This window comes from Bacterioplanes sanyensis (assembly GCF_014652515.1).
Taxonomy (GTDB): Bacteria; Pseudomonadota; Gammaproteobacteria; order Pseudomonadales; family Oceanobacteraceae; genus Bacterioplanes; species Bacterioplanes sanyensis.
In genome coordinates this window covers 59,863-80,866 of record NZ_BMYY01000010.1, presented here as the reverse complement: position 1 = coordinate 80,866, position 21,004 = coordinate 59,863, and the positions used below count along the sequence as shown (strand labels likewise).

The following is a 21,004-nucleotide window of genomic DNA, read 5'->3' as shown; positions in this document are numbered from 1 at the left end:
CGTTAAAAGGATACCTTGGGTGCTGCCTGAATTTCGGCAGAATCGGCGAACTCCAGCAGCTCTGCATCGCTGCCATGACCAAACATACCGGCGAACACAACCGGCGGGAACGACTGGCGAAAGGTGTTGTAAGTGGTTACCGCATCATTGAATGCTTGGCGCGCAAACGAGACCTTGTTCTCGGTGGTGGTTAACTCCTCGCTGACTTGCATCATGTTCTGATTAGCTTTCAGGTCTGGGTAGGCTTCCATCACCACGTTTAAGCGCCCCAAAGCGCCGCTGAGTGCGCCTTCTGCGCCGGCTAGCTGTTGCATGGCGGCTTTGCCACCTGGTGCCTGTGAGGCGGCTTTTAGGCCTGCGGCGGCTTCGTTGCGGGCGCTGATCACGGCCTCCAGCGTTTCGCGCTCGTGCTGCATATAGGCTTTCGCGGTTTCGACCAGGTTGGGGATGAGGTCGTAGCGTCGTTTCAGTTGCACCTCAATTTGCGCAAAGCTGTTTTCGTAGCGGTTTTTATAGGTCACCAGCTTGTTGTAGATGCCGATGACATACACCACCAGCAAAGCGATGACGACCAGAATGACAATGGTGGAAATATCCATGTGTTGTTTCTCCGTTATTGGGCCCACTGGCCATCAGGGGTTTGATAAGGGGTGTTTTCTTGTGCTGCACGGGCGGTGAGTTTTTCGCCGGCGATGCGTTCAATATTGGCTAGCGCCGTGTTTTGCTGATCGGCGATTTCCAAATATTTTTGTTTACGCTTGTGATTGATGCGTTGCACCAGCTGCGCCGCTTCGCTATGGCCGCTGGTGACGACGCCTAAGTAACCATCACGTTGCTCGCCAACTAAGCCGTCGGCTTTGGCCTGATCAAGGTCGAGGGCCAAAGCTGAAACGCTCAAGCATAGGCTTAGTAGCAATAAAAAAGGTCGTAGCATATCTATCTCCCGCCTCAGAACAGCTCATCTTCTTGCTGGAACAGGTCGTCCAGTTGTTTTTCTACTTTGACTCGGACCTCGTGCTCAATTTTGACATTGAGATTGATGGTAATGGGTTTTTCAGGCGCCGCCATCTGCACCGTGCAAGCACAGGTCAGCAGCGGTAGCGCGATCAGCAACAAGGCTTTCATGGCGTTGATTCCAAGTAAAAAAGTCACTCTAGCGAGGCCGGTTATGAATGCAAGCATTGGTGCTCGCCTAACCGCGCCTTTGTGACTTAGAGCGCGATCAGTTAACGCCAGCATAGGCCGACAATGCTTTCTCTACCTTAACGATATAGCGCCGAGTCTCGGCATAAGGCAGGTGCTGGTGCAAATGTTGGAACACTTGTGCCGGTGTGAGGGCATTGATGCGCGCTGCCGCCGCCGCTACGGAATGATTGCCGCGAAAGGCGCGAGCGACATTGCCAGCGCCTGTGTTGTAGGCCGCAATCACGCACCAGCGGCGGCTTTGTGGATGCTGTACCGCTGCCAAATAGCGGCGCTCTAACAAGTTTAAATACGCACATCCAAGTTCAATGTTCAGCGCTGGCTGCATTAGCTCTCCGGCTCTCAGTAACCGCTCTTGCCCTAGAGCATGTTTGCTGGCATCTCGCCCAGCCGTTGCTGGCACGATTTGCATCAGGCCAAAGGCGGGCACAGGGCTGCGTGCCATTGGGTTAAACGACGATTCCGTTTGCATAATGGCCAGCACCAGAGGAATGGGGATTTGCCATTTGTTGGCTGAACGCCGTATCAGTGGCAGTAAGGTTTGCGCCTCGGGAGGTAACAAGCCCTGAGATGCGGGCAAATCAATGCTGATATGAATGCCATCGCTGTCTGTATTTTGCCGCGCTTGGCTAAAGTCAGGCTGCCAGTCGGGCAGTGCCAATACTGGGGTCTCGGGTAGGCCCTGTGTTGGCGGGGTTAGCAAGGTTGGATCGCTGGCGACCGCCTGGCGGTAGCTTTGTTGTTGTAATGCTTTCAGCTGTTGGCGCCACTGTTGTTCCAGCTGCTGCTGGTTCATACCGGGCTGGCGCAGGGTCATGTCGATTCGACGTTGTTGATAATCCACCCGGACGCGGCTTTGACCATCATCGCTGTGACTCACCCACTGGCGACGACTGCTGAGCCAGACGTGTTGCCACTGCTGCTGCAGCTGTTGTTGGTGGCGAGCAACGGCTTGCTGGTAGCGCTGGCGGTATTGCGTCCAGTCGTCGTGGCGTTGCTGAAACTGCTGCTGCAGCGTTTGCTGGTAGTCGGCAAAGCTTTGTGCTGTTGCTTTGGTACCCCAAGCCGCTAACAGTCCCAGGGCGGTCAGGCGGGTGATGAATTGTCGTCGCTGCATGGTGATATTTCCCTGTGTACGAGTTGGGTCAATTTAAACCCCCACCAAATGCCGTTATAATTGCCCGACTATTAATCAGGAGTCTGTCCTGACGGTGCGGTTTCCGTTCCGGCGTTCAGACGCCATGCCGAGATAGCTTAAGAGAGGACAGTTACGTGAAACAACTGAAAGCACTGATTCTGGCAGCCGCGACGGTTGTCGCTGCTCAGGCGACTGCATTGACCGAAAGTGAAGCCGAAAAAATCCGTGAGCGCATTAAGCCAGTAGGTGAGGTTTGTGTCGGTGCCGATTGTGGCGGTGCTGCTGTGGTTGCTGGCGGTGAGCCGCGCTCTGGCGAGGAAGTTTATCAATCTGCCTGTACCGCTTGTCACGGCATGGGCGTTCTGGGTGCGCCAAAAACAGGCGATACCGCTGCTTGGGATGAGCGTTTGGCTAAAGGCATGGACACCACTTGGCAAAATGCCATTAACGGCATCAACGCCATGCCGCCTAAAGGCAACTGCATGGATTGTTCTGATGATGAAATCCTAGCAGCCATCAAGTATATGTCAGGCCGTGAATAAGCGCCTCGCCGCATGAAAAAAGCCGCTCACTGAGCGGCTTTTTTGTATCTAATCGAGCTGCAGCGAGCGCTTCATAAACTCGGGTAAAGCCAGGGCGGCGGCGTGGATTTCGGCATTGTAGTACTGGGTCTTAAACGGCTTGCTGGCGGCGTCTTCAATGCGAAACTCAGTGGCATCGCCGCCTTTGCTGGCTAAGGTGCAACTCCACCAGCCGGATGGGTAGATGACCTGAGGGAAGGGGAAGGTATGACTGCTGCTGGCCCCGGCCTCGCCCATATCGAGGTGGATTTTTTTGATGATGCTGTCGCTGTGGTACAGCGGTGATTCACTTTGCTGTACCACAACGCCGTTGGCCGCTAAGGCGCGCATGCAATCGCGGTAAAAATCGACCGCAAACAAGCCTTCTGCAGGGCCGACGGGGTCGGTGCTGTCGATGATGATGACGTCCAATGAGCCGGCTTCGCGCTGTTTGACCCAGTCGATGCCGTCAGCAAACAGAATTTGCGCGCGAGGGTCTTGGTTGGACTCACACAGCTCCGGAAAGTACTTCTCGGCCATGCGCGTGACTTGCTCATCAATATCGATTTGATAAGCCACTTCCACCGTCGGATGCTTAAGTACCTCGCGCAAGGTGCCGCAGTCACCGCCACCGATAATGGCCACGCGCTTCGGCGCAGGGTGCGCGAACAGCGGCACATGCGCCATCATCTCGTGATAAACAAAGTTTTCGCGGCTGCTGACCATGGTACAGCCATCAATGACCATCAGCTTGCCGAAGGTCTCGGTGTCGTACATATCAATGGTCTGGAACTCACTGGTGACCTGTTCCAGATGCTGTTTTACCTTGAGCGAAAAGGCCGAGCCTTGTTGGTCGAATACTTCGGTAAACCAGCCTGCGGCCAAAGGGTGTGTCATAGCAGCTAATCTCACAGCAGTTCAGAAACAGAGCGGCAGATATTGCTGCCGCTCCGGTGGGGAGTACAATTGGCCGCCACAATAACCTAAGCCCCAAAAGACGCCAAGCGTCGCTGGGCCCCTGCTGAGTTGTTCGCTATGTCTGAAGCTGTGCAAGATTACAACCTACCTTACTGGAGCGATGGTTACGTCAGTGTTAATGCCGATGGCCAGCTCTGCGTTCGGCCGCAACCACAGCAGCCACCGGTGGTGTTGCAGCAGGTCATACATCAAGCACAGCAACAAGGTTTACGCTTGCCGTTGCTGGTGCGCTTTCCCGGTATTATTCATCATCGTGTGCAAACCTTGGTGGACGCCTTTGCTGAGGCGCGCAATGAGCTGGGGTATGACGGCCCATTTGTGCCTGTGTATCCGATCAAGGTGAATCAGCAACAACCGGTAGTGGCCGAGGTAGTACAGGGTCAGCGCTTGGCCGGTTGTGAGCGCGTTGGCTTGGAGGCGGGCAGTAAACCTGAGTTGATTGCCGTGTTGTCACAGTTGGGTGAGCAGCCGGGTTTGATTGTGTGTAACGGCTATAAAGATCGCCATTTTATTCGCTTGGCTTTGCTAGCCGAAAAGCTCGGCCATCAGGTGTTTTTGGTGATCGAGAAACTGTCCGAGCTGCCGTTGATTTTAGCCCAGGCAAAAGAGCTGGGGGTGAGCCCGCGCTTGGGCATTCGTGCCCGCTTGGCAACCATTGGCAAAGGCAATTGGCAGAATACCGGCGGTGAGAAATCCAAATTTGGTCTGGCTGCCGATCAAATGCTGGCGGTGGTACAACAGCTGCAGCAACAGGGGCAGCTGGCGTGTTTGCAATTGCTGCATTTTCATTTGGGCTCGCAGTTGGCCAATATTCGCGATATTCACACTGGGTTGCGCGAGTGCAGCCGCTTATTTGCGGAGTTAGTGCGCTTGCAGGTGCCAATCCAGTGGCTGGATGTGGGCGGCGGCTTAGGTGTGGATTACGAAGGTACGCGCTCGCGCAGCTACTGCTCGATGAACTATAGCGTGACCGAATATGCGCGCAACGTGGTGTCTGCCTTTGCTGATGTTTGCCGTGAGTTAGACGTGCCCATGCCTGGCCTGATTACCGAATCCGGCCGTGCCATGACCGCTCATCACGCTGTATTGGTGGCTCAAGTCATCGACCATGAAAGCCCAGCAGCCGAGACGCCAGAAGCACCCGCCGCAGAGGCCCCGACGGAGCTGCAGCACTTATACACCGCTTGGCAGCAGTTACAGCAGGAGCTGAGTCCACGCTCGTTGGTGGAGCTGTATCACGATGTGCAGCATTGGATGAGCGATGCTCAAACGGCATTCAGCCATGGTTTGTATCGACTGCACGAGCGCGCGCAAGCAGAGGCACTGTATCGCAGCGTTGGGTTGTTGCTGAAGCAACGCTTAAATCCGAGTAATCGCAGTCATCGACCACTGCTCGATGAGTTACACGAAAAGCTGGCCGATAAAGTCTTCGTGAACTTCTCACTGTTCCAGTCGCTGCCGGATATCTGGGGCATCGATCAGATCTTCCCTGTGGTGCCCTTGGCACGGCTCAATCAGCCTGCCACAGCGCGCGGCGTACTGCAGGACATTACCTGTGACTCGGACGGCCGTATCGATCAGTATGTCGACGCCGACGGCATCGCGGCCTCATTGCCTTTGCCAGGCATCGAACGTGGTGACTGCCTCGGGTTCTTTATGGTCGGCGCTTATCAAGAAATTCTTGGCGATTTACACAACCTGTTTGGCGACACAGATTCGGTCGTGGTTGATAGCCAGCAGGGTGAGATCCGGCTGCAACACGCGCAACACGGCGATGATTTGCAAACGGTGCTGGCCTACGTCAACTACGCCGCCGACGATATTCGCGAGCGTTTGCAGCAGCAGGTTGCCTCATCGGCGCTGCCAGAAGGTGACCATCAGCAGTTATTTGCTGAGCTCAGCGAGGCGTTGACGGCCTACACCTATTTGGGTGAGTAGCCTGCGGTTGCACGTTGGTCGGAAATTGATCGCCAGCTTGGGCAAATCGCTGGCGAAGTGTGATGGCTGGTCTATAACTACAAAGCCGCACACGGCAACTTTCCAACAACGTCTGCTGGGAGGGGCATATGGCCGAAGAACTGAACTACCAAGACGACGATAACAAGGGTGACAGCGTCACCAGCCGCGAGCAGTTACGCAAAGCTGTGCAGAGTGATGTCGAGGCATTTCTGGCGCGTGGCGGTCAAATTCAAAAGATCGACAACAACGTGATGGCCGATCCACCACGTAAGCCACAAAGCAGTTATGGCAGTCGGCCGATTTGATGAGGCCCGAGCGGCCAACCGGCCCGATGTCGGGCCGGGCCACTGTTATTTACCGGTTACCTTGCTAAGCTGCAAAGCCAATCAACGATTGAGCGCTTGCTTATGCCTTCGCAACAAGCCCGCAAACAACGCCAACGTCTTAATGCCATTCCCGCGGCGATTGCGCTGCTGGTGTTTTCTGCTTTTTGGATGCTACACCAGAGCGGTTTGGCCTAGCGGTCTACTAGATGGCAGCAATGGCCGCAGGCAGCTGGCTTAAGTGATTGATTTCCTGATCCGGCCGGCATTCACTTTCAGCCCATGGCGCGTCGCTGAGATTCACCCATACGGTCTTCATGCCTAGCCGCGCCGCCGCGACAATATCTTGCTCTTGATGATCGCCCACGTGCACGCTGTTAGCCGCACTGGCGCCGCAGTGCTCCAATGCCGCGAGAAACAGATCCGGCTCGGGTTTGGCTGCACCGATTTTTTCGGCAGAAAAATGGCCGCTGAATAAGTGATCGATGCCAGCAATACTGAGGTCGGCATTGCCGTTGGTCACCGCTACCAAGGGTGCGTATTGCGCCAATTGTTGCAGCGCATCGGAGGCGCCATCAAACAAATTGACCTGGCTGCGGGCGTGATAAAACACCGCAAAGGCTTTGTGCGCCATCAACTCGGCCTGTTCATTTTGCAGGCCCGCTTGTAAAAATACTCGCCGTAACACTTCGCGGCGCAGTTTCGACACTTGATGGCGCCACTGCGGATAGCTTTCAGCAATGGCGTTTTTGTATTCGCGCAGTGCATCCAAGGTGTAGCACTCGGCTGCCGTTGGGCAGTGCGTAGCGATCCAGTCGTAGGTGGCGTGCTCAGCCGCCACAATCACAGGGTCGGTATCCCACAGGGTATGGTCGAGGTCGAGGCAAATAACGTCTGGCTGCATCACACCACCGGAATCTGTGGCAGGCGCAGCGCCAACAAATCGGCGATGTAATCCAAAAACAGCGTATCCATTGAGCTGCGGTAGTAGTTTGGGTCTTGGCTGGCGATGGTCAGCACACCATTGTTGTCTTGGCCGCGAATCTGCACCGCCGCCACGGATTGGCAGTCGGTGCTCTGATTGCCCAGCAATGCGGCGATGTCTTGACCGGGAAACTGACCGCAGACGGCGCGGTGGCCTTTAAACAGCCGTAAAATTTGCCGTTGTCGCTCGGCTGAGCGCAGGGTAATTAAAGGGGCTTCGAGCTGGCGCTCAGTAAAGTGCAACATGGCCCAACTATCGACGCCAAAGTCATTGCGCAGAGAATCGTCCAGCGCGGCTTGTACACCGAGCCAGCTTTCCGCTTCGACCAACGCCAATACCAAGCGCCGGCTTTTGGCGAACAGTTGATCGTTGCGACGGGCATTTTCCAGCAGGTCGGATAAGCGCTGGCGCAGCTCCACATTGCGCTCGCGATGAATCGAAAGCTGGCGCTCAACCAACGATGTCGCTGGGCCGGCGTTATGCGGGATGCGCAGTTGCATCAGCAGGTCGTCTTTGCCGACAAAAAAGTCGGGGTGATCCTGCAGGTATTGCTTTACATCGTCATCCGTCAGGTGGAGCTGGCTCATGCTGTCCTCTATACGTTCATTCGACCTTCAAATACAGGCGTCGCTGGGCCGGTCATGTGCACATGACCCTGGTCGCCATCCCATTCAATCCATAAATCGCCACCTGGCAGTGAGACTTTAACGCCAGGTTTGAGCCAACCGCGCAGCTGACCAGACACCACGGCGGCACAGGCACCGGTTCCGCAGGCCAAGGTTTCACCGACTCCGCGCTCAAACACGCGCAAGCGCACTTCGTGCTCATTGATGACCTGCATAAAGCCAACATTCACCTTATTTGGGAAGGCCGTATGCGGCTCGATCAAGCTACCCCAGTGTGCCACTGGCGCCTGGTCAATGTCATCGACACGAATCACAGCATGGGGGTTGCCCATGGAGACCGCGCCCAAGTTAACGGCACCGATGCCGTCCACCTCGATGCTGTACTGCGCTGCAAACTGCTCGGCGTTAAACGGAATTTGGGCAGGTGTCAGAATGGGTTTGCCCATATCAACGACGACGTCTTTGTCATCGGTGAGTTTGAGCTCCATGATCCCGGTCGCCGTTTCAACGCGGATTTGGCGTTTACCGGTCAGGTGCTGATCGAACACAAAGCGGGCAAAACAGCGGGCACCATTGCCACAGTTTTCGACCTCACTGCCGTCGGCATTGAAAATGCGATAGCGAAAATCGACTTCCGGCTGAGTTGGCTTTTCGACCAGCAATAACTGATCGAAGCCAACGCCCGTATGGCGGTGGGCCAAAGCGGGAATCTTATCGGCATGAATATGACCGTTTTGGGTGATCAGATCGACCACCATAAAGTCATTGCCCAGGCCATGCATTTTACTGAATTTAAGCCACATGCCGACTCCTTAAGGCAACGGTTGCTCGTGAGCAAACTGCTCGGCAATGGTTTCACGCTGGCGCACCAAGTGGAGTTGATCGCCATCGACCATGACCTCCGCTGGTCGACCACGAGTGTTGTAATTGGAGGCCATTACAAAGCCATAGGCGCCGGCAGACATGACGGCCAATAAGTCGCCTGCCGCAATGCTTAGATCGCGGTCTTTGCCGAGAAAATCGCCAGTTTCACACACTGGACCAACGACGTCGTAGCAGCGTGGCGCTGCGTCACTGTGCTCGACAACGGGCACAATGTTCTGCCAGGCGCTGTACAGCGACGGGCGAATCAGATCGTTCATGGCACCGTCGATGATGGCGAAGTTTTTGTGTTCGCTGAGCTTTAAATACTCGACCCGAGTCAGGAACACACCGGCATTGGCGGCAATAGAACGGCCGGGTTCGAACAGCAGTTGCAGTGAGCGGCCTGCCATGCGCTGTTTTACGGCGTGAATAAAGTCGCCAATCGATGTTGGCTGTTCGTCACGGTAGGTGACTCCCAAGCCACCGCCTAAATCGAGGTGCTCAATGTTGATGCCATGTTCGGCTAATTGGTCAATCAGCAGCAGTAGGCGATCGAGGGCATCCAAGAAGGGCGCAATGTCGGTGAGTTGGCTGCCGATGTGGCAATCCACGCCCTTGATGATCAAGCCCGGCAACGTGGCGGCGTGTTGGTAAATGCGCACCGCGTCATCAATGGCAATGCCGAACTTGTTGTCTTTCAGGCCGGTAGAAATATAAGGGTGGGTCTGGGCGTCGACATCCGGATTGATGCGCAGTGATACCGGGGCAACTTTCCCCATTGCAACAGCCACCTGGCTCAGCCGCTCCAGCTCTGCTTCGGACTCAACGTTAAAGCAATGTACGCCCACTTCCAGCGCTCTTTGCATTTCACTGGCTTGCTTGCCGACACCGGAAAAAACAATGCGGTTAGGCTCGCCACCGGCGGCCAGAACGCGCTCCAGCTCACCCTGGCTCACAATGTCAAAGCCAGCTCCTAAGCGGGCCAAGACATTGAGCACGGCCAGGTTAGAGTTGGCCTTTACCGCATAACAAATCATCCCCGGCCAGTCTCCCAATGCTTGCTGGTAGTCGCGCATGTGCTGTTCTAGCGCTTGGCGAGAGTAAACGTATAACGGCGTGCCAAACTGCTCGGCGATCTCGGTGAGGGCGATGTTTTCAGCGTGCAAAGTACCATCGCGGTAAGTAAAAACTGACATCAGGGCTGCGATTCCGTGGCTGGTGGCGGAGTTTGATCGGGCAGATACAGGTCACCTTTTTGGCCACAAGCCGTCACTGTGACGATACAACTCAGTAGCAACAACAGGCGTATTGGCATCAGACCCTCCGGAACAGCGCCGCCACTGGTACACAGGGCGGCAGCGAAAAGGGCTTAGTATAAGGACAAAGGCGCAGTGTGTCTCGGCGTTACTTACTCGGCATTGAGGACCAGATTCAGCTGCTGCTCCAAGCGAAACTTAGCGTTGAGGTGGTCAATCACCTGATCATTACCAGACAGTTCTACGTCTGTTAGGTAGCAAGGATAATCACTGCCTGGGCTGCGTAGTTGCATGACTTTAGCAGCGACGGCGGTATAAAGATCGTGACCGTACTGCCAGATGCTAAATTCTTCGCTGTTGCAATACAGGGTGGGTTGCTGGTGTTGGTCGAGAATGGCGCGCAGATCGATACTGGCAGTCTGCTCTGCCACTTCAGGTAAACGCTTGCGCTTGAGCTCAAAGGCGTGACTGTTAGGGCGGCGCTTTAGCTCAAACAGCATCAGTTTGCGAGCACTGCGCTGCTGCTGCAGCTGCCAGCGCTGATCCAGCTGACGCAGGAAGCGCAGCACCGGCAATACCGGGTGCAAGGTGTCATTAACTTCGACGGAATGGTGTAAGAGTGCGCCACGTTCATCCAAAAAATAAAAATGCATCATTTGCTTCTGGTGCCAATAAAACAGTTGCCACAGCCCTCGGCGACTGCGTTCAAATACCCAGCGTAGCGGGCTGCCAGGCAACGCAGCGCGATCAAAAACGTAGGCCGTATATTGCTCACGCGGGCGGCGCAGCAGTTGCAGTAAATGACGACTGCTATCGGCTTTGAGCAACTTGGGGCCATCATGCTGGCATTCGAGTAAATAGTATTGCTCTGCCACTTCGATTAAATAAGGGCTACGAGGATGCTCAGCAAAGTGAGGCAGTACGTCGGCCAGCAGTTGCTCGACACGCTTGGCAATGGCGCCAGCATGGGTGCGGGAGAGGCTATGGCTGACAATACTCGGCCAGCCTTGGCGGCGCGCCAGTGGCAGCCACTGCAGCAAGTGCTGTAAACAATTGAGCATGGCCGCTTCACCACTAAAGCGATGCAGATGCCACTCGCCCCAACTGTTAATGGTTAATAAATCCACCGTCATGATGAGGTTGTCGTGGGCGGCGCTGTAGCCCAAAGCGTCATCACGATTAGAGACTTTTTGCATACCTCTGCGGCTTAGTTGATGCTGCGGATCAATGCCGACATTGATAAACAGATGCCAACTGCAGGGTTGAGCTGGCTGTTGTAGGTCGCTGCTGGTGGCGGGCTGATGGTGTAATGCCAGCACTCGCTGTAGCAAATCCTGTACATGGTAGCTAGACAGCGGGTTGTTGGTTGGATGAATGCGCAGTCGCGTATGCGGCGTTACCAAACCATTAAACTGGGCAAAACATAAAAGCTCCATCAGACTGGGTGATTGCTTGAGAACTTGCTGCGGGCGAATTTGTTGCTCTTGCCAGTGGCCGACCACTAACTGCCAGTTGGGATGTTGATCATCGTTATTGCACAGGTTCAGGTGTAAGGTTTCTTGCCCTAAGTTGCTAACAATACCAGGGTTAATGTCGAGGATTTTACCGGGTCTGGCATCGAACGCGGCATACAAGCGATTGCCGAGCAGGCGCATATCGCGGCGACTCACGCGCACTTGATGGCTATGTTTTTGGCTGAAGTTGGCGATCAGGCGATAACTGCTGAGCATTTCGCTGATCAGGGCGTGACGCTCCTGCGCTACCTGGGTGGGCCACCATTGTTCGCGCTGATCGAGATCCTCCAGCTGATATTTGTTCCAGCCCCACTCTTGGGTGAGCTGGTTTAGCGTCTGTGCCCGCCAGCTGTTGCTTTGCTGGCGCGATAACTGGGTCAGGCGCAGGTGAGCTTTAAAGTAGAAGGCACGTCGCGCCAGTTCGATGCGTTGTTGATTGCCCTCTTGTGCCAGTTGTTCGCTGATACGGCGCAAAACCAGGATATAGGCGTCGCACTCATTGGCATCGGCATTGCCCGCGTGCACTTGGTCTTTGAGATCCCAGCACAGTGGCCGAATATTCGGGTATTGGCTGGCGTAGTGGCGATTGAGCAGCAGTTTTAACAGTGCTTTGTAAGGTGCACTTAGGCCTTTGCTCAGCTGCCATAAAGCGGCGCCGATGAACTCAGCCACTGGGATGGTTGGAATGGCACCAAAATCCAGCCACTGTTCTGGATGAACCTGCATTTCATTGACCAGAAACTGCCAATAAAGCTCTGCCTTGCGCTCGTATTCGTTGGGTATTAACCACCAGCGCGGTTGTCTACCGGCTAGCCACACGGCGCTGCGATAGAACTCATCGAGCAGCAAAATATGCTGGGTACTGCCACAGTCTTCGCCCTCGGCAGAGCGATGCTGCCCTTGGCGAAACTCGCTTAAATTCATTAAAAAAATATGCAGCTCACAGCCTTGTTGCTTGGCCCAGCTTTCGATCAGCGCGCATTTGTCCTGCAGCTCTGCTAGTTCATCCTGGGCCAATGCTTCGTCATGGCACAGCCAAACATCGAGATCACTACTAGAACTTTGTGCTACCGAGCCGACACTGCCCATTAAATACACGCCGTGGAGCTTGGCGTCGTAACTGCTGCGCGGCAGGCTGATGCCGCGAGCCAGTTGCTGCAGAGCCTGTTGTTGCTCGCTGGTGGCGCTAAATTGGCTAATGCCAGCAATGACTTTATGGTGAATAAAACCAGGCAAGCGCGGGTGGTTGATGTGGAGCAATAAGGGGAGGGCGTTGAGTACCAGCTGCTGACGGGGTGTCATACGATCCCGGGCTCGCTGCAGTCGAGCCCGGTTAAGTAGCAGAAAAGACTGATGCCAGCGGTGTAGGTCGTTGGCACTGACGGCAGGGGAAAAATCCATGCCTTCAGTATAGTGTCTGAGGGTTAGTCTGCCTGATAAATCCAGTGACCGTTGCGCATAACGGCCGTTGCCTGACCGGTCAAAACCTCGCCCCGACAGCTGATGTTACCGCCGCGTGACAGCAGCTCAGAGCGCCTTGCTGTGAGTGACTGCTGCGGGTCGATTAACACTAGGTTGGCTGCACTGCCTAGCGCCAGATTTGCCTGGCGGCCCAGTACCTGCGCTGGCAACTGCGTCAAACTGCGAACCAACGCACTTATGTCGAGCTGCTCGCCCAGCAATGACATTGCTAACGGTAAAAAGTAGTCGTACATGCTCAGGCCGGCTTCGGCATCAGCAAAGGGCGCTTTTTTGGCAGCAATTTCGTGTGGGCGATGGTTGCTGCTGATGGCTAACTCGCCCGCTGCCACGGCTGCCAATAAAGCTTGGCGATCGTCTTCACTGCGCAGTGGCGGCTGCACGTGAAACTGGCTGTTATAGCCGTGCACTGTGTCTTGTGTGTACAGCAGGTTGGCCAGTGGCACATCGGCGGTAATGTCGTGACCGCGGCTGCGGGCATTGCGCAGCATGGCAATGCTGCGGGCGCAGCTGATTTGGCTGATGTGCAGGCGCACCGGCACTTGCTCGGCGAGCAATATAATCTGTGCCAGTGCAGCTGTTTCTGCGGTTTCTGGAATGCCTGCCAGGCCCAAACGAGTGCTGACTGGGCCTTCGTGCATGCAGCCGCCGGCGGCGAGCGCAGCATCATTGGCGGTTAAGAAAACGGGCAAATCGTAGGTGGCTGCGTACTCAAGCAAGCGACGCAGCACATAGCTGTCTTTGATTGGCTGGCGCGCGTTGCTCATCGCCACGCAGCCGGCTTCAGACAAGCTAAACATGTTGGCCAGTTGCTCACCTTCCAGACCTTGGGTTAGGGCGCCTAAAGGCAATACTTCGGCGCTTCCGGCTTGCTCGGCTTTTTCTCGAATCAGCTGGATCACAGCAGCGCTGTCGGCCACTGGCTTGCTGTCGGGCAAAGCGCACACATGGGTAAAGCCACTGCGGCTGGCGGCCTTGGTTTCGCTGGCGATGCTGCCTTTTTGGGTATAGCCAGGCTCCGCCAGGTGGCCACCCAGGTCGATAAAGCCAGGCGTCAGCCAAAGGCCGGAGGCATCAATGCTGTTGCTGCCGCTGAGGTCGGCGCCGATGGCGTCAATTTTTCCGCCGGCAATGCGAATGTCGGTGATTTCATCGCGTTGTTGGCTAGGGTCAATCAAGCGAGCCTGACGAATGACAAAACTGCTCATTGGGCATTCTCCTCGGTTTGCTGGCCGCTCATGGCCATGGCCATGACTGCCATACGCACGGCGATGCCGTAACTGACCTGATTTAAAATAACGGATTGCTCGCCATCGGCAACGGCGGACTCGATTTCAACGCCGCGGTTAATGGGCCCTGGGTGCATCACGATGGCATCGGGTTTGGCCAGTGCCAGCTTCTGTTCCGTTAGCCCGTAGAGTTTGAAAAACTCACTTTCGCTGGGCAGCAGGGCGTTTTGCATGCGTTCTTTTTGCAGTCGCAGCATGATGACCACGTCGCAGTCTTTCAGACCGTCTTCCATGCGGTAATAAGCTTTGGCACCCAAGGCTTCGATGTCGCGTGGCAGCAGGGTCGCAGGACCAATCACCCGTACTTCTGCGGCACCTAGGGTGTTTAATGCGTGGATTTGGGAGCGAGCAACGCGTGAGTGCAGTATGTCGCCGACGATGGCGACCACTTGGCCCTCAATCTGTTGTTTGTGACGGCGAATGGTCAGCATATCCAGCATCGCTTGGGTGGGATGTGCATGGCGACCATCACCTGCGTTAATAATGGCGACACCGGGCGTGACCTGCTCAGCAATAAAGTGGGCGGCACCAGAATCGGCATGGCGCACGACAAACATGTCGCTGTACATGGCCTCGAGATTCCACAGCGTATCCATCAGGGTTTCACCTTTGGACGTTGCCGAGCGGGCGATGTCGAGGTTAAGAATGTCGGCCGAAAGCCGTTTGGCTGCCAGCTCAAAGGTAGACCGGGTGCGAGTGCTGTTTTCAAAAAACAGGTTCACCACGGTTTTGCCGCGCAGCAAAGGTACTTTTTTGACCGCCCGCTCTTGCGTGCTGATAAATGAGTCGGCGGTGTCGAGAATTTCGGTTAACAGCTCACGGCTTAGGCCTTCCGTTGTCAGGAAGTGCTTTAGCCGGCCGTCGGCGGTCAGTTGGACCTGGCTCGGATGGGTCATGTGGTGTCTCTCTATCAGCGTCAGGACAGGCTAAGGGTCAAAGGCTGTGGGCCGCTCAGCTTAACGATTTGCCCGTCGTTGAGGGACAAACGATGGCCACAGATGTCGGGTTGTATTGGTAACTCGCGCTGGCCCACATCCAGCAGCGTTAGCAAGCTGATGCGGGCTGGGCGACCGTAGTCAAACAGCTCATTCATGGCGGCACGTATGGTGCGGCCGCTTTTGATGACATCATCGATCAGAATGATGCTGCGGTCTTCGATGCTATCGGGCAGTTCTGAACCTTTGACCTGCGGATGCAAACCGTGGCGAGTAAAGTCGTCGCGATAAAAACTGATGTCTAAGATGCCCAGCTCGCCTTCCAATTGCAGGCGTTGTTGCAGTTGTTCGGCTATCCAAACACCACCGGTACGAATACCCACCAGCAGTGGTTGTTCAATTTGATGATGATTGAGGTGTTCTCGCAGTTGCTGTTCAAGGCTATCTAACAGCTGGTCGATATCAGGCAGGCTCATCGGAACTCTCTTCGGCTAAAGGCGGCCAGGGGTGCTCGTTCATCCAGCTTTCTAAAATCAGCTGGGCGGCCAGGCCGTCGACGGAATGTTTGCCAAAGTCACGTTCACCGCTGTCGGCCATGACCATGCCTTTGGCTTCGAAACTGGTTAAGCGCTCATCGTGAGTCACTGAAGGCCGGTGGTAACGCCCTTCTAAACGTCGGGCAAATTTATCGGCGCGCTGGCTCATCTCACTGCGGCTGCCGTCCATGTTGAGTGGCAAGCCGGTGACAAAGCCATCGGGCTGCCACTCGTTTATGATTTGCTGCAGTTGTTGCCAGTCGGGAATACCGTCGCGGGCTTTGATGGGCGTTAGCGCTTGTGCTGTGCCTGTTAGACGCTGACCGACGGCGATGCCGATACGCTTGGTACCAAAATCAAAGGCCATCAATCGTTGTAACTTGGGGTGGCTCATTAAGCGTGCCCGGCCTCCTGGCTTAAAAATTCGGCGCTGATGCCCAGACGTTGCAGGGCTCGGTCGTACAGTACTTGGGTAGGGGTGCGAAACAACAGCTCATCATCGGCTTCAACCGTCAGCCAAGCATTGTCGCGCAACTCGCGCTCCAGTTGCTCGCCATCCCAGCCGGCGTAACCCAGTGCTAGGTGGAACGATTCCGGCCCGGTGCCAGCAGCAATGGCGCGCAGAATATCTTTCGATGAGGTTAGATGGCAGTGCTGGCCGATGCTCAAGGTGGAAGTCCAGTTGCCCGGCTCACGGTGCAGAATAAAACCCGTTTCTGGGCTGACTGGGCCGCCACACAAGACCGCAGGCTGCACACCGGGTTGGCGTTCAATCTCGAGCTGCTCGCAAATGTCGTGAAAGGTGACGGGCATGACGCGATTAAGCACTAAGCCCATGGCGCCGTCGTCGCCGTGCTCACACAAATACACCACGCTACCGGCAAACCAATCCTGATGCAGGCCAGGCATGGCGATGAGTAGTTGGTGTCTGAGAGTTTTCAGTTGCTGCATTAACCGGCTTCCGAAATGTAGCGATTGCCTTTGAACTGCCAAGTTCGAATAATCTCTAGGATATCAAAATCGCGACGCATTTCGTCAGTAAAAGGTGCAAAGGGGGCCGACTGACGTACGATGCGCTTGGCGGCATCGTCCAAAACCTTGCGCCCAGATGATTCCAAAACGGTCAGCTCAGCAATGCTGCCATCGGGGCGAATGGCGACCAGCAGTCGCAGCTGGCAGTCGTTCACACAGTCTTTTGCTTCACGCGGGTAGTTGCGTGCGCCCGCGCGTTCAATGTCACGGCGCCAATTATTGACATAATAAGCGTCGCTGGCCTTCATGGTGGAAGCGGCGGTTAAGCGCTGCACGCGTGGGCGGCGAGCATAAGCTTGGCGTTGGCTGTCTAGTTTGGCCTCTAAGCTGGCCATTTCTAAGCTGCGCTGCAGTAAAGACTGCTTGGGGCCATCGGGTAAATCCGTGCTCGGTGTTGGTGCTTCGCTATTGAGCTCACGCACCTTGCGACGATTATCACTGTCGGTATTGACTTGTTGTTGCTCGGTCAGCTGCTTTTTAGGGGCGCTGGCGAGCTGCTCTTCCGGCGACGTTTGGCGAATGTCGTTGTCGTGGAAGTCTGCCTCTTTGTCGGTTGTCAGCAGCTTAGCTTCTTCTAAAGTACCGCTGCCCTGCTGGTTTTCTTGGGCGATAAAATCGGCTTCATCAGGCGCTTTGTCGCTTTTGTAATTGGCCAGCGTTACTTCCAAGGTGGTCGCCATCTGACTGTCTTCTTGCGGCGCAAAGGTAACGCCAAGAATCAGTAGCGCATGGACGGCAAGTGCCAAAAATAGAGCGAAGCTAAGGCGATCCGGCACATTCGTTGTGACAGTGGCGGGCAATGGCTGTACGTCGTCAGCCAGGGTGAAAGCAGTGGACATAACCTAAGAACAGACCTGCAAAAATAACGGCAAAGTCTGCGCTTTAGGTTCGAGTTTGTCCACCGCTATGGTGCGGCCAAGCACGGATTGTTAGCGGATTTGTGATGCCAAACACTCAATCAACTGGGCGGCGACATCAATGCCTGAATCGCGGCTGATCTCGCGCACACAGGTTGGGCTGGTGACGTTGATTTCGGTGAGTTGATTGCCAATCACGTCAAGGCCAACAAAATACAGGCCGCGCTCGCGCAGGAACGGTCCGATCTCTTCTGCCAAGGCTCGGTTTTCATCCGACAGTGGCTGCGTGACGCCGCGCCCACCTGCTGCCAAGTTGCCGCGCGTTTCGCCGGAGGCTGGGATGCGAGCCAAGCAATAGGGAACGGGCTTCCCGTTAATCATCAGGATGCGTTTGTCGCCAGCGCTGATTTGCGGAATAAAACGTTGCGCCATGATCTGCTGCTGCCCCTCGTTGGTGAGGGTTTCAATAATCACGCTGACGTTGGGGTCATCCGCTTTTAAGCGAAAAATCGACGAGCCACCCATGCCATCGAGGGGCTTAAAGATCACATCTTGGTGATCGCGGTGAAATGCCTTTAATAAATCAGGGCGTCGGGTTACTAGAGTTGGGGTCATCAAGTGCGGAAAAGCCGTGGCGTACAGCTTTTCATTGCAATCACGTAAGCTCTGCGGTTTGTTGGCAACCAGTACGCCCTCTTGCTCGGCACGCTCCAATATATAGGTGCTGTAAATGAACTCGCTATCGAAGGGGGGGTCCTTGCGCATTAGAATGATGTTGAGATCCGCCAGTGGTGCCTCGCGATACTCTCCACGCTCAAACCACTGCCTTTCGTCCATAAAAACCTTTAAAGGTGCCATGCGTGCCATGGCGCGACCATCAGATATGTATAAATCCGCTTGTTCCATGTACCAAAGTTCAAAACCGTGACTTTGTGCCGCGTTTAACAGCGCCAAAGAGGTATCCTTGTGATAATGGATGTCCTCAATCGGATCCATGACCACACCCAGATGAATAGTCATGCAGTGGTGCTCCGCCAGTAGTGAAAAAAGCGGCTACAGTGTAACCCATTGACGCAAGTTAATGGTGCAACAGTGTTGGCGTTGATCGCTTCTGGTTTGGTATACCAATGTGTGATACAAAAGTGCGCGAAGGCGTCACCTGCGTGGTCACAGTGCTTCAATCAGTTTCAGAACGGATGGTTAAGGGCCCTCTATGGACGACAACTTTCAGAATGTTAAGGTCATGGTCATCGACGATAGTAAGACGATTCGTCGTACGGCCGAGACTCTGTTGAAAAAAGTAGGCTGTGAAGTCATCACAGCGACAGATGGTTTCGATGCCCTCGCCAAGATTGCCGATACCCATCCCGATATCATTTTTGTCGATATCATGATGCCGCGTCTCGATGGCTACCAGACCTGTGCCCTGATTAAGAACAATTCCAAGTTCAAGTCGACGCCTGTCATTATGCTATCCAGTAAGGATGGTTTGTTTGATAAAGCGAAAGGTCGAATCGTTGGCTCAGACGAGTACCTGACCAAACCGTTCAGCAAAGAAGAGCTGCTGAGCTCAATTCGCCAATACGTTAATTCCTGAGTCGACAATAGTTTAATGAGGAAGTAGGCATGGCCCGCATCTTGGTAGTTGATGATTCTCCCACCGAAATTAAAGCATTCAGTGCAATGCTCGAAAATAACGGCCATGAGGTGATCACGGCTGAAAATGGCGCCGATGGTGTTGCCAAAGCACGTCAGGAAAAGCCTGACGTGGTGTTAATGGATATCGTGATGCCAGGTTTGAATGGCTTTCAAGCGACTCGCCAATTGACCAAGGATGACGAAACCAAAAATATCCCGGTCATTATTGTGACCACCAAAGATCAAGAAACTGATCGAGTTTGGGGCAAGCGCCAAGGGGCGGTGGGTTACTTGGTGAAACCGGTAACGGAAGCGACGTTGCTGTCTGAAATCGACTCGGTAATGGCAGGCTGATATGACTCCCTTTGCGCAACTTCTGGATATTGCCGAAAGAAGTCGGCGCAATGCCTCTGACCTGCCACAGCAGGTCGAGGCCGTCCGCTATTGGCGGGGCGTTGGATTTATGGTAGCGGGGCAAAGCTTCGCTGCCGACATGGAGGATGTGGCTGAGATTCTTCAGCCGCCGCGTATGACGCGTGTCCCAGGTGTGCGCAGTTGGGTACTTGGTGTAGCCAATGTCCGTGGACGTTTGGTACCAGTGATGGACTTGGCCGGTTTGCTGCAATTGCCGTCAAAAGCTAACTGGCGTAATCGTCGTGTGCTGGTCGTGGAAGAAGGCGATCACCTTACCGGTTTGATGGTTGATGCCGTGTTGGGCTTACAGCAATTCCCTGAAGACGATGTACAGTCACCTGATAATCTCGATTCGGCCTATGCTGGTTACGTCGAGCAGTGTTATCTACGCCAAGGTAAAACTTGGCCAGTATTTCAACTCCGGCAGCTGATCCAGTCGCCGGAGTTTTTGCAGATTGCGGTCTAAACACCGCGGTGAACATGATTCTACAGTGAATGCTGTAGCTATCAGAAAACAAAGCATGCAGTGATTGTGGAGAGAACGGCATGAGCGGAAAACAAGGAAACGTCGTAGCGGCGGTATTCCGAAACCGTCTAAACGGTGTCTTTGCGGGTTTGCTGGTTGCGTTCCTAGTGGCCTTTATTGGTATCACGGTGTACGTAAACAACGAAACCAGCAAAGATGAGCAATACATTGAGCACGCTAACGAGCTGCGGGTTTTGTCTCAGGAGCTGGCAAAGAACGCTACTGAGGCTGCGGGCGGTAAAGAAGAGGCTTTCCGCGAGTTGCGCACCGCTCGTGAAAACTTCGAGCAGCGGTGGCGTTACCTGACCTCTGGTAATGATGCGGCCGGCCTGCCTCGCGCGGATTTTGAGGGCATGGATGCTGTCCAGACTGTATGGGACGACGTTAACGAAAACGCTGGTCAAATTGTACGCTCGCGCGACATTATTCTTTCTCTCCACGAGGTTGCCGCCACATTGTCGGAAACCATTCCTCAATTGCAGGTGGAATATGACGAGATTGTAGAAATCTTGCTCGATAATAATGCCCCTGCTGAACAGGTGGCTGTTGCTCAACGTCAATCTTGGCTGGCAGAGCGTATCGTCCGCTCGGTTAACAAAGTATTGGCGGGTGGTGAAGACGCAGTGATGGCCGCGGATGCCTTTGGCCGTGACGCCTCCTTGTTTGGACGCGTATTGAACGGCATGATCGACGGCAACGTGGCCATGAACATTTCTCAGGTGACGGACGAAGAAGCGGTCTTTGCTCTGGGTGAGGTTGATGAGCTGTTCGCCTTCGTAAATGGCTCGGTCGATGAAATTCTGGAAACGTCCCCAGAACTGTTCCAAGTGCGTGAAGCATCTGACCAAATCTTTGACGACTCCCAGAAACTGCTGCAGTTAACCTCAGACTT

At 54.8% G+C, this 21,004-nt stretch carries 24 protein-coding genes and 1 pseudogene; 7 read left to right on the top strand and 18 right to left on the bottom strand.

Going from position 1 to position 21,004, the window contains the following annotated elements; genetic code table 11:
* Positions 1-2 precede the first annotated feature (2 nt).
* The 4 genes from IE090_RS13805 to IE090_RS13790 form a co-directional block, all read right to left on the bottom strand.
* Positions 3-599, bottom strand: coding sequence for a LemA family protein (locus tag IE090_RS13805; protein ID WP_189389041.1), 597 nt, complete (start codon positions 597-599; stop codon positions 3-5).
* A 14-nt stretch (positions 600-613) separates the two neighbouring features.
* Positions 614-934: a YdbL family probable chaperone protein gene (locus IE090_RS13800; RefSeq protein WP_189389039.1), complete on the bottom strand. Its 321-nt coding sequence runs from the start codon at positions 932-934 to the stop codon at positions 614-616.
* Between the two features lie 14 nt (positions 935-948).
* Complete coding sequence (locus IE090_RS13795; RefSeq protein ID WP_189389036.1) at positions 949-1,125, bottom strand: YnbE family lipoprotein; 177 nt, start codon at positions 1,123-1,125, stop codon at positions 949-951.
* Between the two features lie 97 nt (positions 1,126-1,222).
* A complete protein-coding gene (locus IE090_RS13790) occupies positions 1,223-2,320 on the bottom strand; it encodes a transglycosylase SLT domain-containing protein (protein WP_189389033.1) in 1,098 nt (365 codons plus the stop codon).
* A gap of 155 nt (positions 2,321-2,475) precedes the next feature.
* Between IE090_RS13790 and IE090_RS13785 the strand changes: the two genes are divergently transcribed.
* On the top strand, positions 2,476-2,883 hold the full coding sequence (locus IE090_RS13785) for a c-type cytochrome (protein WP_189389030.1): 408 nt from the start codon (positions 2,476-2,478) through the stop codon (positions 2,881-2,883).
* 48 nt (positions 2,884-2,931) lie between these two features.
* Here IE090_RS13785 and speE read toward each other — a convergent pair whose 3' ends face one another.
* A complete protein-coding gene (gene speE, locus IE090_RS13780; protein ID WP_189389028.1) occupies positions 2,932-3,798 on the bottom strand; it encodes a polyamine aminopropyltransferase in 867 nt (288 codons plus the stop codon).
* A 138-nt stretch (positions 3,799-3,936) separates the two neighbouring features.
* On the opposite strand from speE, the gene speA reads away from it, so the two are divergent.
* A complete protein-coding gene (gene speA / locus IE090_RS13775) occupies positions 3,937-5,817 on the top strand; it encodes a biosynthetic arginine decarboxylase (RefSeq protein ID WP_189389025.1) in 1,881 nt (626 codons plus the stop codon).
* Between the two features lie 128 nt (positions 5,818-5,945).
* Positions 5,946-6,143, top strand: coding sequence for a hypothetical protein (locus IE090_RS13770; protein ID WP_189389023.1), 198 nt, complete (start codon positions 5,946-5,948; stop codon positions 6,141-6,143).
* A 223-nt stretch (positions 6,144-6,366) separates the two neighbouring features.
* Here the strand turns inward: IE090_RS13770 and IE090_RS13765 are convergent, their stop codons facing one another.
* From IE090_RS13765 to gshB, 13 genes are all read right to left on the bottom strand, one after another.
* Complete coding sequence (locus tag IE090_RS13765) at positions 6,367-7,065, bottom strand: HAD family hydrolase (RefSeq protein WP_189389020.1); 699 nt, start codon at positions 7,063-7,065, stop codon at positions 6,367-6,369.
* A complete protein-coding gene (locus tag IE090_RS13760) occupies positions 7,065-7,733 on the bottom strand; it encodes a DUF484 family protein (RefSeq protein ID WP_189389017.1) in 669 nt (222 codons plus the stop codon). The genes IE090_RS13765 and IE090_RS13760 overlap by 1 nt, the downstream gene beginning before the upstream one ends.
* An 8-nt stretch (positions 7,734-7,741) precedes the next feature.
* Entirely contained in the window at positions 7,742-8,575 is an 834-nt protein-coding gene (gene dapF, locus IE090_RS13755; protein WP_189389014.1) for a diaminopimelate epimerase, read from the bottom strand.
* A gap of 9 nt (positions 8,576-8,584) precedes the next feature.
* Entirely contained in the window at positions 8,585-9,832 is a 1,248-nt protein-coding gene (lysA, locus tag IE090_RS13750) for a diaminopimelate decarboxylase (RefSeq protein WP_189389011.1), read from the bottom strand.
* Positions 9,832-9,951 (bottom strand): LPS translocon maturation chaperone LptM, encoded by a 120-nt coding sequence (gene lptM / locus IE090_RS18010; protein ID WP_189389008.1) that lies wholly within the window; start codon positions 9,949-9,951, stop codon positions 9,832-9,834. The genes lysA and lptM overlap by 1 nt, the downstream gene beginning before the upstream one ends.
* 93 nt (positions 9,952-10,044) lie before the next feature.
* Positions 10,045-12,807, bottom strand: a complete 2,763-nt coding sequence (locus tag IE090_RS13740; protein WP_189389005.1) for a class I adenylate cyclase — start codon at positions 12,805-12,807, stop codon at positions 10,045-10,047.
* Positions 12,808-12,830: 23 nt separating this feature from the next.
* Complete coding sequence (locus IE090_RS13735) at positions 12,831-14,093, bottom strand: dihydroorotase (RefSeq protein WP_189389004.1); 1,263 nt, start codon at positions 14,091-14,093, stop codon at positions 12,831-12,833.
* Positions 14,090-15,070, bottom strand: a complete 981-nt coding sequence (locus IE090_RS13730; RefSeq protein ID WP_189389001.1) for an aspartate carbamoyltransferase catalytic subunit — start codon at positions 15,068-15,070, stop codon at positions 14,090-14,092. The genes IE090_RS13735 and IE090_RS13730 overlap by 4 nt, the downstream gene beginning before the upstream one ends.
* A gap of 20 nt (positions 15,071-15,090) precedes the next feature.
* Complete coding sequence (gene pyrR / locus IE090_RS13725) at positions 15,091-15,585, bottom strand: bifunctional pyr operon transcriptional regulator/uracil phosphoribosyltransferase PyrR (protein WP_189388998.1); 495 nt, start codon at positions 15,583-15,585, stop codon at positions 15,091-15,093.
* Complete coding sequence (ruvX, locus tag IE090_RS13720; protein WP_189388996.1) at positions 15,572-16,039, bottom strand: Holliday junction resolvase RuvX; 468 nt, start codon at positions 16,037-16,039, stop codon at positions 15,572-15,574. The genes pyrR and ruvX overlap by 14 nt, the downstream gene beginning before the upstream one ends.
* Positions 16,039-16,596, bottom strand: coding sequence for a YqgE/AlgH family protein (locus IE090_RS13715; protein WP_189388993.1), 558 nt, complete (start codon positions 16,594-16,596; stop codon positions 16,039-16,041). The genes ruvX and IE090_RS13715 overlap by 1 nt, the downstream gene beginning before the upstream one ends.
* Entirely contained in the window at positions 16,596-17,516 is a 921-nt protein-coding gene (locus IE090_RS13710; protein WP_189388990.1) for an energy transducer TonB, read from the bottom strand. Before IE090_RS13710 ends, IE090_RS13715 begins: the two co-directional genes overlap by 1 nt.
* 90 nt (positions 17,517-17,606) lie before the next feature.
* On the bottom strand, positions 17,607-18,554 hold the full coding sequence (gshB, locus tag IE090_RS13705; RefSeq protein ID WP_189388988.1) for a glutathione synthase: 948 nt from the start codon (positions 18,552-18,554) through the stop codon (positions 17,607-17,609).
* 193 nt (positions 18,555-18,747) lie between these two features.
* On the opposite strand from gshB, the gene pilG reads away from it, so the two are divergent.
* The 4 genes and pseudogenes from pilG to IE090_RS18075 form a co-directional block, all read left to right on the top strand.
* Positions 18,748-19,131 (top strand): twitching motility response regulator PilG, encoded by a 384-nt coding sequence (gene pilG, locus IE090_RS13700; RefSeq protein WP_094059372.1) that lies wholly within the window; start codon positions 18,748-18,750, stop codon positions 19,129-19,131.
* 29 nt (positions 19,132-19,160) lie between these two features.
* On the top strand, positions 19,161-19,526 hold the full coding sequence (pilH, locus tag IE090_RS13695) for a twitching motility response regulator PilH (RefSeq protein WP_189388985.1): 366 nt from the start codon (positions 19,161-19,163) through the stop codon (positions 19,524-19,526).
* Position 19,527: 1 nt separating this feature from the next.
* Positions 19,528-20,052, top strand: a complete 525-nt coding sequence (locus IE090_RS13690) for a chemotaxis protein CheW (RefSeq protein ID WP_189388982.1) — start codon at positions 19,528-19,530, stop codon at positions 20,050-20,052.
* 236 nt (positions 20,053-20,288) lie between these two features.
* A pseudogene (locus IE090_RS18075) lies at positions 20,289-20,988 on the top strand (type IV pili methyl-accepting chemotaxis transducer N-terminal domain-containing protein); the annotation flags it as partial.
* Positions 20,989-21,004 lie beyond the last annotated feature (16 nt).

Bases quoted from the DNA above. Each gene is read 5' to 3' on its own strand.
- dapF (WP_189389014.1), bottom strand. From the start codon at position 8,575: ATGTGGCTTAAATTCAGTAAAATGCATGGCCTGGGCAATGACTTTATG.
- gshB (WP_189388988.1), bottom strand. From the start codon at position 18,554: ATGACTATTCATCTGGGTGTGGTCATGGATCCGATTGAGGACATCCAT.
- IE090_RS13795 (WP_189389036.1), bottom strand. From the start codon at position 1,125: ATGAAAGCCTTGTTGCTGATCGCGCTACCGCTGCTGACCTGTGCTTGC.
- IE090_RS13735 (WP_189389004.1), bottom strand. From the start codon at position 14,093: ATGAGCAGTTTTGTCATTCGTCAGGCTCGCTTGATTGACCCTAGCCAA.
- pilH (WP_189388985.1), top strand. From the start codon at position 19,161: ATGGCCCGCATCTTGGTAGTTGATGATTCTCCCACCGAAATTAAAGCA.
- pyrR (WP_189388998.1), bottom strand. From the start codon at position 15,585: ATGAGCCTGCCTGATATCGACCAGCTGTTAGATAGCCTTGAACAGCAA.
- lysA (WP_189389011.1), bottom strand. From the start codon at position 9,832: ATGTCAGTTTTTACTTACCGCGATGGTACTTTGCACGCTGAAAACATC.
- IE090_RS13710 (WP_189388990.1), bottom strand. From the start codon at position 17,516: ATGTCCACTGCTTTCACCCTGGCTGACGACGTACAGCCATTGCCCGCC.
- pilG (WP_094059372.1), top strand. From the start codon at position 18,748: ATGGACGACAACTTTCAGAATGTTAAGGTCATGGTCATCGACGATAGT.
- IE090_RS13790 (WP_189389033.1), bottom strand. From the start codon at position 2,320: ATGCAGCGACGACAATTCATCACCCGCCTGACCGCCCTGGGACTGTTA.
- IE090_RS13760 (WP_189389017.1), bottom strand. From the start codon at position 7,733: ATGAGCCAGCTCCACCTGACGGATGACGATGTAAAGCAATACCTGCAG.
- IE090_RS13690 (WP_189388982.1), top strand. From the start codon at position 19,528: ATGACTCCCTTTGCGCAACTTCTGGATATTGCCGAAAGAAGTCGGCGC.
- speE (WP_189389028.1), bottom strand. From the start codon at position 3,798: ATGACACACCCTTTGGCCGCAGGCTGGTTTACCGAAGTATTCGACCAA.
- IE090_RS13730 (WP_189389001.1), bottom strand. From the start codon at position 15,070: ATGACCCATCCGAGCCAGGTCCAACTGACCGCCGACGGCCGGCTAAAG.
- ruvX (WP_189388996.1), bottom strand. From the start codon at position 16,039: ATGAGCCACCCCAAGTTACAACGATTGATGGCCTTTGATTTTGGTACC.
- IE090_RS13770 (WP_189389023.1), top strand. From the start codon at position 5,946: ATGGCCGAAGAACTGAACTACCAAGACGACGATAACAAGGGTGACAGC.
- IE090_RS13740 (WP_189389005.1), bottom strand. From the start codon at position 12,807: ATGGATTTTTCCCCTGCCGTCAGTGCCAACGACCTACACCGCTGGCAT.
- IE090_RS13715 (WP_189388993.1), bottom strand. From the start codon at position 16,596: ATGCAGCAACTGAAAACTCTCAGACACCAACTACTCATCGCCATGCCT.
- IE090_RS13765 (WP_189389020.1), bottom strand. From the start codon at position 7,065: ATGCAGCCAGACGTTATTTGCCTCGACCTCGACCATACCCTGTGGGAT.
- IE090_RS13805 (WP_189389041.1), bottom strand. From the start codon at position 599: ATGGATATTTCCACCATTGTCATTCTGGTCGTCATCGCTTTGCTGGTG.
- IE090_RS13800 (WP_189389039.1), bottom strand. From the start codon at position 934: ATGCTACGACCTTTTTTATTGCTACTAAGCCTATGCTTGAGCGTTTCA.
- lptM (WP_189389008.1), bottom strand. From the start codon at position 9,951: ATGCCAATACGCCTGTTGTTGCTACTGAGTTGTATCGTCACAGTGACG.
- speA (WP_189389025.1), top strand. From the start codon at position 3,937: ATGTCTGAAGCTGTGCAAGATTACAACCTACCTTACTGGAGCGATGGT.